The 19,882-nt window shown below is 74.5% G+C and carries 1 protein-coding gene (cut by a window edge); it reads right to left on the reverse strand.

Annotation, left to right across the window (positions count from 1 at the left end):
* On the reverse strand, window positions 1–19,882 hold the 3' portion of the coding sequence (locus ACIRVF_RS22930; RefSeq protein ID WP_402820701.1) for an SDR family NAD(P)-dependent oxidoreductase. The gene runs 11,054 nt beyond the window's last position; the window shows 19,882 of its 30,936 coding nt (coding positions 11,055–30,936); its start codon lies beyond the right edge, outside the window; its stop codon occupies window positions 1–3.

Genomic DNA, 19,882 nt, shown 5'->3' on the forward strand with positions numbered 1-19,882 from the left:
TCAGTCGGACAGGCCCAGTTCGTTGTCCAGCAGATCGAACATCTCGTCGTCCGAGGCCGTGTCGAAGTCGAAGGCCCCGGGGCCTGCGGGCCCGGCCGCGGCGGTGCTCCCGGCAGCGATCCACTTCGAGCGCAGCACGTCCAGGCGGGCGGCCACCTGGTCGAACAGCTCCTGGTCCGCTCCCTCGGCCTCGCCCGCGCCGAACGCCTTCTCCAGACGGTCGAGTTCGGCCAGGATCGCGGCCGGCCCGGCGGTCGGTTCGGGTGCCAGGCCGAGCCGGTCGAAGAGGTGCTCGGCCAGGTCCGCGACCGTCGGGTGGTCGAAGACCAGGGTGGCGGGCAGTCGCAGGCCCACCAGCGATCCCAGGCGGTTGCGCAGCTCGACGGCCGTCAGCGAGTCCAGGCCGAGGTCCTGGAAGGCCCGCTGCGGGTCCACCCCGGACGGATCGGGGTGCCCGAGGACGGCGGCCACCTGTCGGCGGACCGCCTCCAGCAGCGCCTCGCCCCGCTCGCTGCCCGGCAGTTCGGACAGCTGCCGGACGAACGCGGCGCCTCCGCCCGGCACACCGTCCGCACCCGCGGCCGCACCGCGCCGCACCGGCATCCGGACCAGTCCGCGCAGCAGGGGCGGGAGCTCGCCGCGCTGCCGCAGGGCGGCCGGGTCCAGTCGCAGCGGCAGGACGACGGGCTCCGGGCCTGCCGTGGTGGCGTCGAAGAGCGCCAGTCCCAGGTCCGGGGTGAGCGGCGGCAGGCCGGCCCGGGCCAGGCGTTCGGCCTCGGCCCCGGTGAGGGCGCCGGTCATGCCGTCACCACCGGTCCACGGGCCCCAGGCCAGCGAGACCGCCGGCAGGCCGAGCGAGCGCCGGTGCCGGGCGAGCGCGTCCAGGAACGCGTTGGCCGCGGCGTAGTTGGCCTGGCCCGGGTTGCCGAGCGTCCCGGCCGCCGAGGAGAACAGGACGAAGGCGGTGAGGTCCAGGCCCTCGGTGGCGCGGTGCAGGTGCCACGCGGCGTCCGCCTTCGGGCGCAGGACTCCGGAGATCCGCTCGGGCGTGAGCGAGCCGATCGTCCCGTCGTCCAGGACGCCCGCGGTGTGCACCACCGCACGGATGTCGTGCCGGGCGAACAGGCCGGTGACGGCGGCCTCGTCGGCCACGTCGCAGGCCTCCACCACCGCTTCGGCGCCCATGTCGGCCAGCTCGGCGACCAGCTCGGGCACGCCGTCGGCGGCGGCTCCGCTGCGGCTGACCAGGAGCAGACCGCGCACGCCGTGCTCAGCGGCGAGGTGCCTGGCCACCAGACGGCCCAGGCCACCGGTGCCGCCGGTGATCAGCACGGTGCCCTCGGTGGGCCAGCTCGGCGGCGTACTCGCGAGCTCCTCCCGGACCAGCCTGGCGGCGAACAACTCGCCGTCACGAAGCATGAGTTGTGGCTCATCGACGACTGCGACGGCCGCGACGGCCGCGACGGCTGCGCCAGCTGCGACGGCGGGCCGGAAGCCGGTCTCGCCGGGGGCCAGGTCGAGCAGGCCGAACCGGCCCGGCTCCTCCGAAGCCGCCGATCGCACCAGGCCCCAGGCGGTGGCGGCGACGAGGTCGTCGCCGGACACCGCACCGCGCGTCACGAAGACCAGCCGCGCGGCGGCGAACTCGTCGTGCGCGAGCCAGGTCCGCACCAGGTCCAGGACCTCGGCCGCCCTGTCGTGCACCGACTCGGCGCCGCCGGCGGGGAGTTCGGTGAACACCACGGCGGGCAACGCGGAGTGCCCGGCGAGCGCGGCCAACGCCGCTGCGGTCGGCTCGACCGAGAGGAACGGGGCGGGGGTGTCCGGGTCGGTCCGGTCCGCGGTGGCGGCCGCCCCGGGGGAACCGGTTGCGGCGGCGGTGCCGGTGCCGGTTGCCGCGGCCGGCAGGGGCACCGGCAGCGGCACCCAGTCGACCCGGAACAGCGCGTCATGACCGGCCGGGCGGTCGACGGCGCGCAGTTGCTCGGCGGTGACCGGCCGGACCGTGAGCGAGCCCACCGACGTCACCGGGCGCCCGTCGGCGTCGACGGCGGCCAGCGCCACTCCGCCGGATGCCGACGGCGCCAGCCGGACCCGGAGCGCCGACGCACCGGAGGCGTGCAACGCGACGTCCTCCCAGGCGAACGGCACCCCGGCCCCGCCGTCGCCCTGCCCGCCACCCGCGGCGAGCGTGTGCAGGCAGGCGTCGAACGGCACCCCGGCCCCGCCGTCGCCCTGCCCGCCACCCGCGGCGAGCGTGTGCAGGCAGGCGTCGAACAGCGCCGGATGCAGGCCGAAGCCCGCGCCCTCGGTGCCCTCCGGCAGTGCCACCTCGGCGAACACCTCGTCACCGCGCCGCCAGGCCGCCCGCAGGCCCCGGAACGCCGGACCGTAACCGAACCCGGCCTCGGCCAGCCCCTCGTACAGGCCGCTCAGATCCATCTCCTCGGCACCGGCCGGCGGCCACATCGAGGTGTCGAACCCGACCGGCGCCGCACCCGTCCCCAGGACGCCGCTCGCGTGCAGGGTCCAGGGCTGCAGACCGCCCGAGCCCGGACGGGAGTGCACGGTCACGGGCCGTCGGCCCGCGTCGTCCGGCGCGCCGACGGCGAGCTGGAGCTGAACGGCGCCCGTCCCCGGAAGGACCAGCGGCGCCGCGAGGGTCAGTTCCTCGACCCGGTCGCAGCCGACCTCGTCACCCGCCCGGACGGCCAGCTCCACCAACGCCGTCCCCGGCACCAGGACGGAGCCCAGGACGACGTGGTCGCCGACCCAGGGGTGCGAGCGGGTCGACAGACGACCGGTGAACAGGACGCCGTCGCTGTCGGCCAGCTCCAGCGAACCGGTGAGCAGCGGGTGCTCGGCGGTCCTGAGGCCGGCGGACTCGGCGCCCCGGCCGGCGGGCAGCCCGGTCGGCCAGTAGTCCCGGTGCTCGAAGGCGTAGGTCGGGAGCTCCGCCAGGTGCCGACCGGCTCCGGCGAGCAGGGCGCGCCAGTCGACGTCGGTGCCGTGGACGTGGAGTCGGGCGAGGGCTTCCACGAAGGTCGCTTCCTCGGGGCGGTTGCGGCGCAGGGCCGGGGTGGTGACGGTGTCGTCGGCCTCGGGCAGTGCGTTCGCGGTGAGGGCGGTGAGGACGGCGTCGGGGCCCAGTTCGAGGTAGCGGCGGACGCCGGCGGCGTGGAGGGTGTGGAGGCCGTCGGCGAAGCGGACGGTTTCGCGGACGTGGCGCACCCAGTAGTCCGCGTCGGTCGTGCCGGTGACCAGCCCGCCGGTGAGGTTGGAGATGACGGGGATCGAGGGTGCGTGGTAGGTCAGCCCGTTGAGGACGGTACGGAAGTCCTCCAGCATCGGGTCCATCAGCGGGGAGTGGAAGGCGTGCGAGACCCGCAGGCGGGTCGTGCGGCGGTCGGCGAAGTGCGCTTCGATCGCCGCGACGGCGGCCTCCACGCCCGAGACGACCACCGAGGTGGGCCCGTTGATGGCGGCTGTCGACACCTCGTCGGTCAGCAGCGGCCGGACCTCCTCCTCCGTCGCCTCGATCGCGAGCATCGCACCACCCTCCGGAAGCGCCTTCATCAGCCGGCCACGGGCGGCGACCAGGGTGCAGGCATCGGCCAGCGAGAGCACCCCCGCCACGTGCGCCGCGGCGACCTCGCCGATCGAGTGACCGGCCACGAACTCCGGGCGTACGCCCAACGACTCGACCAGCCGGAACAGCGCCACCTCCACCGCGAACAGCCCCGCCTGGGCGAAGTCCGTCCGGTTCAGCAGCTCCGCGTCCTCGCCCCAGACGACTTCCCGCAGCGGCAGGTCCAGCTCCGCACAGAGCGCATCGAAGGCCTGCGCGAACACCGGGAAGCGCTCGTACAGCTCCTGTCCCATCCCGAGCCGCTGCGAGCCCTGACCGGAGAACAGGAAGGCGTGCTTGCCCTCCGAAGCCACCCCCCGGGCCACCTCCACGCCGTCCACCAGCACCGCCCGGTGCGCGAACCCCGACCGGCCCGCCAGAGTGAACGCCACATCCCTGACCGGGAGTTCGGCTGCTCCGGCACACCTGGCCAGCTGGAGGTCCAGCGCCGTCTCCGACTTGGCGGACACCACCCACGGCACCAGGCCACCGGCCTCACTGGCCTCCGGCTCCGCCACCGGCTCGGGCTGTTCCAGGATCAGATGGGCGTTGGTGCCGCTGATCCCGAAGGAGGACACGCCTGCCCGGCGCGGGTGACCGGTGTCCGGCCACTCCGTGCGCTCGGCCAGCAGTTCCACCGCGCCCGCCGTCCAGTCCACGTGCGAGGAGGGCTGGTCGATGTGGAGTGACTTCGGCAGCGTGCCGTGCTGCATGGCCAGCACCATCTTGATCACACCAGCGACACCGGCCGCCGCCTGGGCGTGCCCGATGTTCGACTTGATCGAACCGAGCAGCAACGGCAGCTCACGGTCCTGCCCGTACGTCGCCAGCAGCGCCTGCGCCTCGATCGGGTCACCCAACGTCGTCCCGGTCCCGTGCGCCTCCACCGCATCGACCTCGGCCGCCGACAGCCCCGCGCTCGCCAGCGCCTGCCGGATCACCCGCTGCTGCGACGGACCGTTCGGCGCCGTCAGACCATTGGACGCACCGTCCTGGTTCACCGCACTGCCCCGCAGCACAGCGAGTACGCCGTGACCGTTGCGCCGGGCGTCCGAGAGGCGCTCCAGCACGACCATGCCGACGCCCTCGCCCCAGCCGACCCCATCCGCCGCCTCCGCGAAGGCCTTGCTGCGGCCGTCGGCGGCCAGGCCGCGCTGTCGGGAGAACTCGACGAAGGTCGCAGGGGTGGACATCACCGTCACACCGCCGGCCAGCGCCAACGAGCACTCACCGCTGCGCAGCGCCTGCGCGGCCAGGTGCATCGCCACCAGCGAGGAGGAGCAGGCGGTGTCGACGGTGACGGCCGGCCCTTCCAGGCCCAGCGTGTAGGAGACCCGGCCCGAGGCCACGCTCCCCGCGCTGCCACTGCCCTGGTACCCCTCGAACTCACCACCGCCGAGCAGACCGGCGTAGTCGGCGTACATCACACCCGCGAACACACCGGTGCGGCTGCCCCGCAGCGACACCGGATCGATACCCGCCCGCTCGAACGCCTCCCAGGACGTCTCCAGCAGCAACCGCTGCTGCGCATCCGTCGCCAACGCCTCCCGCGGACTCATCCCGAAGAAGCCCGCGTCGAACGCGGCCGCCTCGCGCAGGAACCCGCCGGTGCGGGTGTAGGAGGTGCCGGTGTGGTCCGGGTCCGGGTGGTACAGCGACTCGACGTCCCAGCCGCGGTCCGCCGGGAACTCCGACACCGCGTCCACCCCGTCGGCGACCAGACGCCACAGGTCCTCGGGAGACGTCACCCCGCCCGGGTAACGGCAGGCCATCCCCACGATCACGACCGGGTCGTCGGACGGCGTGGGCACCACCGCCGGGAGTTCCGTCGTCCGCTCGGCGCCGAACAGGCCCTCCAGCAGGAAGCCGGCCAGGGCACGCGCGGTCGGGTAGTCGAAGACGACGGTCGCCGGCAGCTGGAGCCCGGTGACCGACCGCAGCCGGTTCCGCAGCTCCACCGCCGTCAGCGAGTCGAACCCGAGGTCCTGGAACGCCCGGGAGGGGTCGACCGTCGCCCGGCTCCGGTGGTCCAGCACCAGCGCGATCTGGTCACGCACCAGGTCGAGGACGGCTTCGTGCCGGTCCTCCGCGCCCAGGCCCGAGAGCCGCCGGGTCAGGTCGATCGCGGCGGGGGCCGAGGCCGCCTGACGCACCGGGGTCCGGACCAGGCCGCGCAGCAGGGCGGGAACCTCGCCCCGGTCCCGGAGCGTGGGCAGGTCGAGCCGGACGGGCAGGACGGCCGCTTCCGCCGCGCCGACTGCCGCGTCGAACAGCGCCAGCCCGTGCTCCGGGTCGAACGGCGGTACTCCCGCGCGGGTCATCCGCGTCCGTTCGGCGTCGGTGAGGGTGCCGGTCATGCCCGCCACCCCGGACCACGGCCCCCACGCCAGCGACACCCCCGGCAGACCCAACGCACGCCGGTGCACCGCCAACGCATCCAGACAGGCATTGCCCGCCGCATACGCCGCCTGCCCCGCACTCCCGAACGTCCCCGCCATGGACGAGAACAGCACGAACACATCCACACCCTCAGCCGCCCGGTGCAGATTCCACGCCGCGTCCGCCTTCGGCCGGAGCACAGCCGACAGCCGGTCAGAAGTCAGCGAGCCGACCACCCCGTCATCGATCACCCCCGCCGTGTGCACAACCGCACGGATATCGTGCCGGGCGAACAGACCCGCCACCGCCCCCTCGTCCGCCACATCACAGGCCTCGACCACCGCCCGCGCGCCCAGCGCCTCCAACTCCGCCAGCAACGCCCCCACACCCTCGGCCTCCGCACCCCGGCGGCTCACCAACAACAGACTCCGCACCCCGTGCTCACCCGCCAGGTGCCGGGCGACAACCCGGCCCAGACCACCCGTCCCCCCGGTCACCAGCACCGTGCCCTCACCCGGCCACACCACCGGCACGACCTCGGCCCGGGCAGTGGCCCGCACCAGCCGGGCCGCAAGGACCTCGCCGTCGCGCACCAGCAACTGCGGCTCATCCACACCCAGCGCCGACGCCGGCAGCTCCTCCTCCCCCGCAAGATCCACCAGACCGAACCGGCCCGGCTCCTCCGAAACCGCCGACCGCACCAGACCCCACACAGCAGCAGCGGAAAGATCCGAACCGTCCACCGCACCACGCGTCACGAACACCAGCCGCGAACCGGCGAACCGCTCCTCCGCCAACCAGCCCTGCACCCACTCCAGAGCCCACGCCGACCGCTCGTGCACCCCACCACCGGCCACCGACCGCACCACCACCACCGGCGGCACCTCAGCCGGCACCTCCCCCAGCGACCCAACCTCCACAAACACCCCGCCAACCGGCTCCACCGGCTCCACCGGCACCCAGTCCAACCGGAAGAGTTCGTCACGGCCCACTCGCGGAGCGGCCGCGAGCTGCTCGGCCGCGATCGGCCGCACCGCCAACGCACCGACCGACGCGACCGGCCTGCCCTCGGCGTCGGCCACGGCGAGGGACAATGCACCGGCCGCCGTCCGGGTGAGCCGGACCCGGACGGCCGACGCGCCCGCGGCGTGCAGCGCCACGTCCTCCCAGGCGAAGGGCACCCCGGCCCCGCTCTCGGAACCGGCCTCGCCCTCGGACCCGGCCAACGCGAAGCCGTGCAGGCAGGCGTCGAACAGCGCCGGATGCAGACCGAAACCCGCACCCTCGGTGCCCTCCGGCAGAGCCACCTCGGCGAACACCTCGTCACCGCGCCGCCAGGCCGCCCGCAGGCCCCGGAACACCGGACCGTAACCGAACCCGGCCTCGGCCAGCCCCTCGTACAGACCACTCACGTCCACCGCCTGCGCACCGGCCGGCGGCCACACCGAGGCATCGAACTCCACCGGCACCGCACCCGTCCCCAGGACGCCGCTCGCGTGCAGGGACCACACCGGTGCCGGGCCGCTGTCCGCCGTGGAGTGGATGCCGATGGCGCGGCGGCCGGACGCATCCGGTTCGGCCACCCTCACCTGGAGGCGGACCGATCCCTCCGCCGGCAGGACCAGCGGCGCGGCCATGGTCAGCTCCTCGACCCGGTCGCAGCCGACCTCGTCCCCGGCCCGGACGGCCAGCTCCACCAGCGCCGTCCCCGGCACCAGCACCGAACCCAGCACCACGTGGTCCGCCAGCCACCCGTGCGTCCCGGCGGACAACCGGCCGGTGAACACCGTCCCGGCCGCGTCGGCCAGTTCGAGCGAGCCGGTGAGCAGCGGGTGCCCGGCGTTCGCCAGCCCGGCGGACTCCGCCGTGGGAAGGAAGGCGGGGGCGTCCGTCCAGAACCGGCGGTGCTGGAACGCGTACGTCGGCAGGGCGATCCGCCGGGCGCCCGTCCCGGCGAGGAAGGCGGACCAGTCCACCGACGTGCCGAGCACGTGGAGCCTCGCCAGGGCGCCGGCGAAGGTCCGCTCCTCCTCGTGTCCGCGGCGGAGCGTCGCGATCGGCTCGGTCTCGCCGTCGGACAACGCGTTCGCAGTCAGGGCGGTCAGGACGGCATCGGGGCCGACTTCGAGGAAGCGTCGGACGCCGGCGGCGTGGAGGGTACGGAGGCCGTCGGCGAAGCGGACGGCCTCCCGGACGTGGCGCACCCAGTAGTCCGCGTCGGTCGTGCCGGTGACCAGCTCGCCGGTGAGGTTGGAGACCAGCGGGATCGAGGGCTCGCTGTACGTCAGCCCGTTGAGGACCGTACGGAAGTCGTCCAGCATCGGGTCCATCAGCGGCGAGTGGAAGGCATGGGACACCCGCAGGCGGCTGGTCCTCCGCTCAGCGAAGCGCTCGCCGAGCGCCGCGACCGCTTCCTCCGTACCCGAAACGACCACCGAGGACGGGCCGTTGACGGCGGCTATCGACACCTCGGCGTTCAGTAGCGGCCGGACCTCCTCCTCGCCGGCCTGCACCGCCAGCATCGCGCCACCCTCCGGAAGCGCCTGCATCAGCCGGCCACGCGCCGCCACCAGCGCACAGGCGTCCGCCAGCGAGAACGCCCCCGCCACATGAGCGGCTGCGATTTCACCGATCGAGTGACCCGCCACGAACTCCGGCCGCACGCCCAGCGATTCGACCAGCCGGAACAGCGCCACCTCCACCGCGAACAACCCCGCCTGGGCGAAGTCCGTCCGGTTCAGCAGCTCCGCATCCTCACCCCACACCACCTCGCGCAGCGGCAGGTCCAGCTCCGCACACACCGCATCGAAAGCCTGCGCGAACACCGGGAACCGGGCATACAACTCCCGCCCCATCCCCAGCCGCTGCGAGCCCTGACCCGAGAACAGGAAAGCGCTGCGCCCGCCCGTGGCGACACCGGTCGGCGCCTGGCCGTCCGCGATCGCGCGCAGGCCGGTCCGGAGCTGTTCCGCATCGTCGCCGACCACGGCCGCCCGGTGTTCCAGCGCGGCCCGGGTCGTCGCCAGGGAGTACGCGACGTCCACCGGACGGGCGTCGCCCACCGCCAGGAGCAGGCGTTCGGCCTGCGCACGCAGGGCCTCCGGGGTCGCGGCGGAGAGCAGCCAGGGAACGGTCCCGGGGCCGCCCGGGGTCTCCGGGGCGGGATCGGCGGCCGGTACGGCCGGAGCCTCCTCGATGATCACGTGGGCGTTGGTCCCGCTGATGCCGAAGGAGGACACGCCCGCCCGGCGCGGCCGGTCGCCCGGGGTCCACGGCCGGCGCTCGGTCAGGAGCCGGACGGATCCCGCCGTCCAGTCGACCTGTCCGCTCGGCTCGTCGACGTGGAGCGTCGACGGCAGCTCGCCGTGGTGCATGGCCAGCACCATCTTGATCACACCCGCAACACCGGCCGCCGCCTGGGTGTGACCGATGTTCGACTTCACCGAGCCGAGCAGCAGCGGCAGTTCACGGTCCTGCCCGTAGGTCGCCAGCAGGGCCTGGGCCTCGATCGGGTCGCCCAGCCGCGTGCCGGTGCCGTGGGCCTCGACCACGTCGACCTGGTCGGCGCCGAGGCGGGCATTGGCCAGGGCCTGCCGGATCACCCGCTGCTGCGAGGGACCGTTCGGAGCGGTGAGGCCGTTGGAGGCGCCGTCCTGGTTGACGGCGCTGCCGCGGACCAGTGCCAGCACCGGGTGCCCGTGCCGCAGGGCGTCCGACAGCCGTTCGACGACCAGGAACCCGGCGCCCTCGGCGAAGCCGGTGCCGTCGGCGGCGGAGGCGAAGGACTTGCAGCGCCCGTCGGGGGCGAGTGCGCCCTGTCGGCCGAACTCGGCGAACACCCCCGGGGTGGCCATCACGGTCACACCGCCGGTGATCGCGAGCGAGCAGTCGCCCTGCCGCAGCGCCTGGACGGCCAGGTGCAGCGCCACCAGCGAGGAGGAGCAGGCGGTGTCCACCGCGACGGCCGGGCCCTCCAGGCCCAGCTTGTACGAGACGCGGCCGGCCACCACGCTGCCGTTGCCGTCGCTGCCCGGGTAGTCGTGGTACATCACACCGGTGAAGACCCCGGTCCGGCTGCCGCGCAGGCCGGTCGGGTCGATGCCCGCGCGCTCCAGGGCCTCCCAGGAGAGCTCCAGCGTGAGCCGCTGCTGCGGGTCCATGGCGAGGGCCTCGCGCGGGGAGATCCCGAAGAACTCGGGGTCGAACTCGGCGGCGCCGTCCAGGAACCCGCCCTCCAGGGCGTGGCCGGCGTCCTCGGCGCGGAAGGCGGAGAGGTCCCAGCCGCGGTCGGCGGGGAACGGCGAGATCGCGTCCGCGCCGGAGGTCACCAGGCGCCAGAGGTCCTCGGGGGTGCTGACTCCGCCCGGGTAGCGGCAGGACATGCCGACGATCGCGATCGGCTCGTGCCGGACGGCGCTCGGTGTCACGGCGCCCGCCGCCGCCTCCGTCACCTCCGTCTCCGTTCCCGTCCCCGTGGCGGTCGTGGCCGTGGTCGTGGTCGTGGCCGTGGCCGGGAGCGCGGGGCGTACCCGGTCGTCGGCGAGGTCGAGCAGGGCCTCGACCAGGCCCGCGTCGCGGAGCCGGCGGGTCGGGATCGACTGCAGGGCGGCGCGCACCTCGGCCTCTGCGCGGAGTCCGTCGCCGTTCGCGACGTCGGCCGCCGTCCCCAGCTCCGTGAGGATGAAGCCCGTGACCGCCTCCGCGTTGGGGTGGTCGAAGGCGAGGGTGGCGGGCAGCCGGAGCCCGGTGAGGCCGTTCAGCTGGTTGCGCAGGTCGGTCGCGGCGAGGGAGTCGAAGCCGAGTTCCTGGAACGCCCGGTCCGGTTCGATCGCGTCGCCGGACTCGTGCCCCAGCAGGGCGGCCACCCGGGCCCGGACGAGTTCGAGGACCGTCCGCCGTCGCTCGGCCTCCGGCAGCCCGGCCAGCCGGGCCGGGAGGTGGCCGGTCGGCGCGGCCGGCAGCGCGTCCGCGCGGGCCGCCGTCCGGCGGACCGTCGGGACCAGGCCGCGCAGCAGCGCCGGGAGTTCGTCGGTGCGGGTGCGCAGGGCCGCCCGGTCGACCCGGATCGGGACGACGGCCGCACGCTCACTGCGCAGAGCCGCGGAGAACAGGGCCAGACCGGCCTCGCGGGTGAGCGGCGGAACGCCCTGGGCGGCCATCCGGTGGCGGTTCAGCTCCCGGAGGTGCGCGCCGAGGCCGGCGCCGACGTCCCACAGGCCGTACGCCAGGGACGTCGCGGGCAGGCCGAGCGCGTGACGGTGGGCGGCCAGGGCGTCCAGGAAGACGTTCGCCGCCGCGTAGTTGCCCTGCCCGGCGGTCAGCACCAGGCCACCGGCCGAGGAGAACAGCACGAACGCGCTCAAACCCCGGTCCCGGGTCAACTCGTGCAGGTACCAGGCACCATCGGCCTTCGGAGCCAGCACGGCATCCATCCGCTCCGGCGTCAACGCACCCACCAGGCCGTTGTCACCGACCCCGGCCGCGTGGACCACCGCGGACAGGTCCGGGATCGAGTCGACCAGCTCCGCGACCGCGGCACGGTCGGACACGTCACAGGCCCGGACCTCGGCCTCCGCCCCCAGCGCGGCCAGCTCCGCCACCAACTCGGCCGCACCCGCGGCCGCCGGGCCACGACGACTCGTCAGCACCAGCCTGCGCACCCCGCACTCACCGGCCAGGTACCGGGCCACCACCGCACCCAGACCACCCGTACCACCCGTGACCAACACCGTGTCATCCGCACCGACACCCGATGGTCCCTCCGGCGCCGGCAGCCGGACCAGGCGCGGTACCAGCACCACCCCGCCCCGGACCGCCGACTCCGGCTCGCCCGACACCACCACCTCACCATCCGTGTCCACCAGCGCGAACCGGCCCGGGTTCTCCGCCGACGCGGACCGCACCAGACCCCACACCGGAGCCTGCGCCACCCCCACCGGCTCACCCGCACGCACCGCCACCGCACCGCGCGTCACCACCACCAACCGCGACCCCGCGAACCGCTCCTCCGCCAACCAGGACTGGACGGCGGCCAGCACGGTGTGGACGTACGTGCGCACCGCGTCCGGGACGTCCGCAGCGGCCCCGAGGTCGGCCCGGCCGGGGTCTCCGCAGTCGAGGACGACCACGTCGGGCACGGGCTCCGAGGATTCGAGGACGTCCTCCCAGCGTGCCCAGGAGTCCGACGCGGCAGGCGAGTCCGCCGGCTCCGACCAGTCGACCCCGTACAAGGGGTCGGTCGAGCCCAGTTGCTCCGCGGACACCGCCCGGCCCACCATCGAGGCCACGGTCAGGACCGGGCCTCCCGCCGGGTCGGCGAGGTCGAGCCGCAGCCCGCCACCGTCCAGCCGGACGATCCGCACCCGCACCGCCGAAGCACCGACGGCGCACAGCGACACGCCGGTCCAGGCGAACGGGATCGTCGTCTCCCGCTCACCCCCGACCAGGATCGCGGCGTGCATCGCCGCATCGAGCAGCGCCGGGTGCACCCCGAAGCCGTCCGCCCCGACCTCCTCCGGCAGCGCGACCTCGGCGAACAGCTCGTCGCCACGGCGCCAGGCCGCGCGGAGCCCGCGGAAGGCGGGACCGTAACCGAACCCGGCCTCCGCCATCCGCTCGTACGCCCCCTCCACCGCCAGCGGCTCCGCACCCGCCGGCGGCCAGACCGAGGCGTCGAAGGACGGCTCACCGGGCGCCGCCGCAACGGCCAGCGAACCCGCCGCGTGCTGCACCCAGCCGGCCTCCGGATCACCGTCCGGCCGGGAGTGGATCCCCAACTCCCGACGACCGGCGGCGTCCGGCCCGCCGACCCGGACGTGCAGCTGGACGGCACCCTGCTCCGGCAGCACGAGCGGCGCGCCCAGCGTCAGCTCCTCCACCAGCTCGCAGCCCGTCTCACCCGCGGCACGCAGAGCGAGCTCGACGAGCGCCGCGCCCGGCACCAGGACGGTGTCCAGGACCTGGTGGTCCGCCAGCCACGCGTGCGAGTCCAGCGACAGCCGGCCGGTGAGCAGGAAGCCGTCCGTGTGCGACAGGTCGACGGACGCCCCGAGCAGCGGGTGGGTGACGGCGCCGACGCCCACCGCGCCCAGATCAGCGAGCGGGGCCGTCGCGTCGAGCCAGAAACGGCGGTGCTGGAACGCGTAGGTGGGCAGCTCGACCGTCCGGGTACCGCGGCCCGCGAAGACGGTGGACCAGCTCACCTCCGCCCCGGCCGCGTGCAGCCGGCCGAGCGCGGCCGCCAGGCATGCCGACTCGCTCCGGTCCGCGCGCAGGGCGGCGACGACACAGGTTCCGGTGGCATCCGGGTCGTCGAGGACGCCCTGTGCGAGGCCGGTGAGGACGGCGTCGGGGCCCAGTTCGAGGTAGCGGCGGACGCCCTGGTCGTGGAGGGTGCGGAGGCCGTCGGCGAAGCGGACCGCCTCGCGGACGTGGCGCACCCAGTAGTCCGCGTCGGTCGCGCCGCTGACCGGCCCGCCGGTGAGGTTGGAGATGACGGGGATCGACGGTGCGTGGTAGGTCAGCCCGTTGAGGACGGTACGGAAGTCCTCCAGCATCGGATCCATCAGCGGGGAGTGGAAGGCGTGCGAGACCCGCAGGCGGGTCGTACGGCGGTCCGCGAAGTGCGCTTCGATCGCCGCGACGGCGGCCTCCGTGCCGGAAACCACCACCGAGAACGGCCCGTTCACCGCGGCTGTCGACACCTCGGCGTTCAGCAGCGGCCGGACCTCCTCCTCGGTGGCCTGCACCGCCAGCATCGCGCCACCCTCCGGAAGCGCCTTCATCAGGCGGCCACGGGCGGCGACCAGGGTGCAGGCGTCGGCCAGCGAGAACACCCCCGCCACGTGCGCGGCGGCGACCTCGCCGATCGAGTGACCGGCCACGAACTCCGGACGCAGGCCGAGTGATTCGACCAGCCGGTACAGCGCCACCTCCACCGCGAACAGCCCCGCCTGGGCGAAGTCCGTCCGGTTCAGCAGCTCCGCATCCTCACCCCAGACGACTTCCCGCAGTGGCAGGTCCAGCTCCGCACAGACCGCGTCGAAAGCCTGCGCGAACACGGGGAAGCGCTCGTACAGCTCCCGCCCCATGCCGAGCCGCTGCGAGCCCTGACCGGAGAACAGGAACGCCGTCGCCCCACCGGCCCGGGCCGAGGAGACCGCCACGCCGGGGAGGAGTTCGCCCCGGGCCAGCCCGTCCAGTCCGGCCAGTAGCTCGGCACGGTCGGCTCCCAGCACCACCGCGCGGTGCTCCAGTGCCGCCCGCGTGGTCGCCAACGAGTGTGCGACGTCGGAGGCACTGAGTTCCGGACGGGAGCCGAGGAAGGTCGCGAGCCGACCGGCCTGGGCCCGCAAGGCCTCCGGTGTGGCCGCGGCGAGCAGCCAGGGCAGCGGGTCCGGCCCCGTCGTGTCCGGCCCCGTCGTGTCCGGCCCCGGCCGCTCGACGGCCGGTTCGGACGCCGGCGCGGGTACGTGGGCGGGCGAGAGCGCGGGCCCCTGCTCGACGATCACGTGCGCATTGGTCCCGCTGATCCCGAACGCGGACACGCCCGCGCGCCGCGGCCGGCCGGTCTCCGGCCAGTCCCAGGCCTCGGCGAGCAGCTCGACAGCGCCCTCGGACCACTCCACGTGCGGCGAAGGCCGGTCGATGTGCAGCGACTTCGGCAGCGTGCCGTGCTGCATGGCCAGCACCATCTTGATCACACCCGCCACACCGGCCGCCGCCTGGGCGTGCCCGATGTTCGACTTGATCGAACCGAGCAGCAACGGCAGCTCACGGTCCTGCCCGTACGTCGCCAGCAACGCCTGCGCCTCGATCGGGTCACCCAGCGTCGTCCCGGTGCCGTGCGCCTCCACCGCGTCGACCTCGGCGGGCGCAAGACCCGCGCTCGCCAGCGCCTGCCGGATCACCCGCTGCTGCGACGGACCGTTCGGCGCCGAGAAGCCGTTGGACGCGCCGTCCTGGTTCACGGCCGTACCACGGATCACCGCGAGCACCCGGTGGCCGTGGCGCTGTGCGTCGGACAACCGCTCCACGAGCAGCACCCCGACGCCCTCGGACCAGCCCACTCCGTCCGCCGCGCCCGCGAACGCCTTGCACCGGCCGTCCGCCGACAGCCCCCGCTGCCGGGAGAACTCGATGAACATGCCCGGCGTGGACATCACGGTGGCACCGCCCGCGAGGGCCATCGAGCACTCACCGCTGCGCAGGGCCTGGACGGCCAGGTGCAGGGCCACCAGCGAGGACGAGCAGGCGGTGTCCACCGTCACCGCGGGACCCTCCAGGCCCAGCGTGTAGGACACCCGGCCCGAGACCACGCTGCCGCCGCTGGTGCCGGAGGGGTTCGTGTTGAGCGCGTAGTCGTGGTACATGACCCCGGCGAAGACGCCGGTCCGGCTGCCCCGCAGGGACAGCGGGTCGATGCCGGCCCGCTCCAGCGCCTCCCAGGAGGTCTCCAGCAGCAGCCGCTGCTGCGGGTCCATGTAGAGCGCCTCGCGCGGGGAGATCCCGAACAGGCCGGGGTCGAAGTCTCCGGCGTCGTGCAGGAAGCTCCCGTGCCGGGTGTAGCTGTGGCCTTCCTTCCCGGGCTCGGGGTCGTAGAGGTTCCCGAGGTCCCAGCCGCGGTCGGCCGGCAACTCGGTCACGGTGTCGACGCCGTCCGTCAGGAGCTGCCACAGTGCCTCGGGCGAGGCCGCGCCGCCGGGGTAGCGGCAGGCCATCCCGACGATCGCGATCGGTTCGCCGGAGGTGTCGGGCGATGTGTCCGGGCGGCGGTGAGCGCCGTCTGCCTGTGCCGGGGTCGCACCGGCCCCGGCCAGGTCGAGGAGGTGGGCCGCCACGGCCCGCGCGTTGGGGTGGTCGAAGGCGAGGGTGGCGGGCAGGCGCAGTCCGGTGCGCTGGTTGAGGCGGTTGCGCAGGTCCGTCGCGGCGAGGGAGTCGAAGCCGAGTTCCCGGAACGCGCGCTCGGGTGTGACCTCCTCGGAGGAGGCGTGACCGAGCACGGCCGCGACCTCCGTCCGCACGATCTCCAGCGCCAGGCGGCGGCGCTCGGTCTCCGCCAGCCCGGCGAGGCGCTGCGCGAGGCCGGTGCCGGCGGCGCGGCCGCTCACGGGGAGCGCTGCGCGGCCACGCGGGGCGGCGAGGCCGCGCAGCAGCGCCGGGAGTTCGTCGGTGCGGGTGCGCAGGGCCGCCCGGTCGACCCGGATCGGGACGACGGCCGCGCGCTCGCTGCGCAGGGCGGCCGCGAACAGGGCGAGGCCCGTGGCGTGATCGAGGACGGGGACGCCCTGGACGGCCATCCGGTGGCGGTCGACCTCGGCGAGGTCACGGCCGAGGCCGGCGCCGACGTCCCACAGGCCGTAGGCCAGGGAGGTGGCGGGCAGGCCGAGCGCGTGACGGTGGGCGGCCAGGGCGTCCAGGAAGACGTTCGCCGCCGCGTAGTTGCCCTGCCCGGCGGTCAGCACCAGGCCACCGGCCGAGGAGAACAGCACGAAAGCGGCGAGGTCGCGCTCGCGGGTCAGCTCGTGCAGGTACCAGGCACCGTCCGCCTTCGGGGCCAGGACGGCATCCATCCGCTCCGGCGTCAACGCACCCACCAGGCCGTTGTCACCGACCCCGGCGGCGTGGACCACCGCGGACAGGTCCGGGATCGAGTCGACCAGCTCCGCGACCGCGGCACGGTCGGACACATCACAGGCCCGGACCTCGGCCTCCGCCCCCAGCGCGGCCAGCTCCGCCACCAACTCGGCCGCACCCGCGGCCGCCGGGCCACGACGACTCGTCAGCACCAGCCTGCGGACCCCGCACTCACCGGCCAGGTACCGGGCCACCACCGCCCCCAGACCACCCGTCCCACCGGTGATCAGGACCGTGCCGTCGCCACGGACGCACAACGGCCCGTCCGGCACCGGCAGCCGCACCAGACGCGGGACCAGCACCACCCCGCCCCGGACCGCCGACTCCGGCTCGCCCGACACCACCACCTCACCATCCGTGTCCACCAGCGCGAACCGGCCCGGGTTCTCCGCCGACGCGGACCGCACCAGACCCCACACCGGAGCCTGCGCCACCCCCACCGGCTCACCCGCACGCACCGCCACCGCACCGCGCGTCACCACCACCAACCGCGACCCCGCGAACCGCTCCTCCGCCAACCACTCCTGCACCACGTGCAGGACGCCGTGCGTCACCGCGCGGACGGCGGCCGGGAGGTCGTCGGCAGGGAGGTCGTCGGCAGGGGCGGACAGGGTCGAGCAGTCCAGTACGACGGTGTCGGGAGCCGGGCCCTCGGCAGGCAGGTCTTCCCAGGCCGTCCACCCGGTGCCCTGGTCCGGGGAACCGGGCAGTTCCGACCAGTCGACCGCGTAGAGCGGGTCGGCCGAGCCCAGCTGGTCCGCCGACACCGCCCGGCCCCGCACGGCCTCCACCGTCAGCACCGGGCCACCCGCCGGGTCGGCGAGGTCGAGCCGCAGCCCGCCACCGTCCAGCCGGACGATCCGCACCCGCACCGCCGAAGCACCGACGGCACGGAGCGCCGCACCCGTCCACGCGAACGGGACCACGGTGTCGTCGCTCGCCGCGTCCACGATGGCGACGTGCAGAGCGGCATCCAGGAGGGCGGGATGGACGCCGAAGCCGTCGGGCGCGGCGCCCTCCGGGAGTTCGACGTCCGCGAACAGCTCGTCGTCACGGCGCCAGGCCGCGCGGAGCCCCCGGAAGGCGGGACCGTAACCGAACCCGGCCTCCGCCATCCGCTCGTACGCCCCCTCCACCGCCAGCGGCTCCGCACCCGCCGGCGGCCAGACCGAGGCGTCGAAGGACGGCTCACCGGGCGCCGCCGCAACGGCCAGCGAACCCGCCGCGTGCTGCACCCAGCCGGCCTCCGGATCACCCTCCGGCCGGGAGTGGATCCCCAACTCCCGACGACCGGCGGCATCGGGCGCTCCGACCCTGAGCTGCAGCTGGACGGCACCCTGCTCCGGCAGCACGAGCGGCGCGGCCAGCGTCAGCTCCTCCACCAGCTCGCAGCCCGTCTCGCCCGCGGCACGCAGAGCGAGTTCGAGCAGGCCCGCGCCGGGCAGCAGGACCCGGCCCTGGACCACGTGATCGGCCAGCCACGGGAAGGCGGCCGTCGACAGGCGACCGGTGAGCACCAGTCCGTCCTCGTCGGCCAGGTCGACTGCTGCGGCCAGCAGCGGGTGAGTGGTGGCCGCGAGGCCGGCGGAGCGGACGTCACCGCTGTGTGCGGGGCGCACGGCCGGCCAGAAACGGCGCCGCTGGAAGGGGTACGTCGGAAGGTCCACGCTCCGGGCGCCGGTGCCGGCGAGCAGGGCGCGCCAGTCGATGTCGGTGCCGTGGACGTGGAGTCGGGCGAGGGCTTCCACGAAGGTCGCTTCCTCGGGGCGGTTGCGGCGCAGGGCCGGGGTGGTGACGGCGTCGTCGGCCTCGGGCAGTGCGTTCGCGGTGAGGGCGGTGAGGACGGCGTCGGGGCCCAGTTCGAGGTACCGGCGGACGCCCTGGTCGTGGAGGGTGCGAAGGCCGTCGGCGAAGCGGACCGCCTCGCGGACGTGGCGCACCCAGTAGTCCGCGTCGGTCGCGCCGGTGACCAGCTGGCCGGTGAGGTTGGAGACGACGGGGATCGAGGGTGCGTGGTAGGTCAGCCCGTTGAGGACGGTACGGAAGTCGTCCAGCATCGGGTCCATCAGCGGGGAGTGGAAGGCGTGCGAGACCCGCAGGCGGGTCGTGCGGCGGTCCGCGAAGTGCGCTTCGATCGCCGCGACGGCGGCCTCCACGCCCGAGACGACCACCGAGGACGGGCCGTTGACGGCGGCTGTCGACACCTCGTCGGTCAGCAGCGGCCGGACCTCCTCCTCCGTCGCCTGTACGGCGAGCATCGCGCCACCGGAGGGCAGCGCCTGCATCAGCCGGCCGCGGGCGGCGACCAGCGCGCACGCGTCCGCCAGCGAGAAAACCCCCGCCACGTGCGCGGCGGCGACCTCGCCGATCGAGTGACCGGCCACGAACTCCGGCCGCAGGCCGAGTGATTCGACCAGCCGGTACAGCGCCACCTCCACCGCGAACAGCCCCGCCTGGGCGAAGTCCGTCCGGTTCAGCAGCTCCGCGTCCTCACCCCAGACGACCTCCCGCACCGGCAGGTCCAGCTCCGCACACACCGCGTCGAAAGCCTCCGCGAACACCGGGAAGCGCTCGTACAACTCCCGACCCATACCAAGCCGCTGCGAACCCTGACCCGAGAACAGGAAGGCGTGCTTGCCCTCCGAAGCCACCCCCCGGGCCACCTCCACGCCGTCCACCAGCACCGCCCGGTGCGCGAACCGCGACCGCCCGGCGAGCGTCAGGCTCACATCGAGGGCGGACGGGCCGTCCATCCGGGCGAGTTGCGCGGTCTGGGCATCGAGCGCGGCGGCGGACTTGGCCGATACCACCCAGGGCATCGAGGCCGGAGCGACCGAACCGTGCCGCACGGCCTCGGGTTCACCCTGCTCCAGGATCACATGGGCGTTCGTCCCACTGATCCCGAAGGACGACACACCCGCCCGGCGCGGATGACCGGTGGCCGGCCACTCGGCACCCTGCGCCAGCAGCTCCACCGCCCCCGCCGACCAGTCCACATGCGAGGACGGCGCATCCACGTGCAGCGTGCGCGGCAACTGCCCGTGCTGCATGGCCAGCACCATCTTGATCACACCCGCCACACCCGCCGCCGCCTGGGCGTGCCCGATGTTCGACTTGATCGAACCGAGCAACAGCGGCAGCTCACGGTCCTGCCCGTACGTCGCCAGCAACGCCTGCGCCTCGATCGGGTCACCCAGCGTCGTCCCGGTGCCGTGCGCCTCCACCGCGTCGACCTCAGCG

This window comes from Kitasatospora sp. NPDC101157, assembly GCF_044768255.1.
GTDB lineage: Bacteria > Actinomycetota > Actinomycetes > Streptomycetales > Streptomycetaceae > Kitasatospora.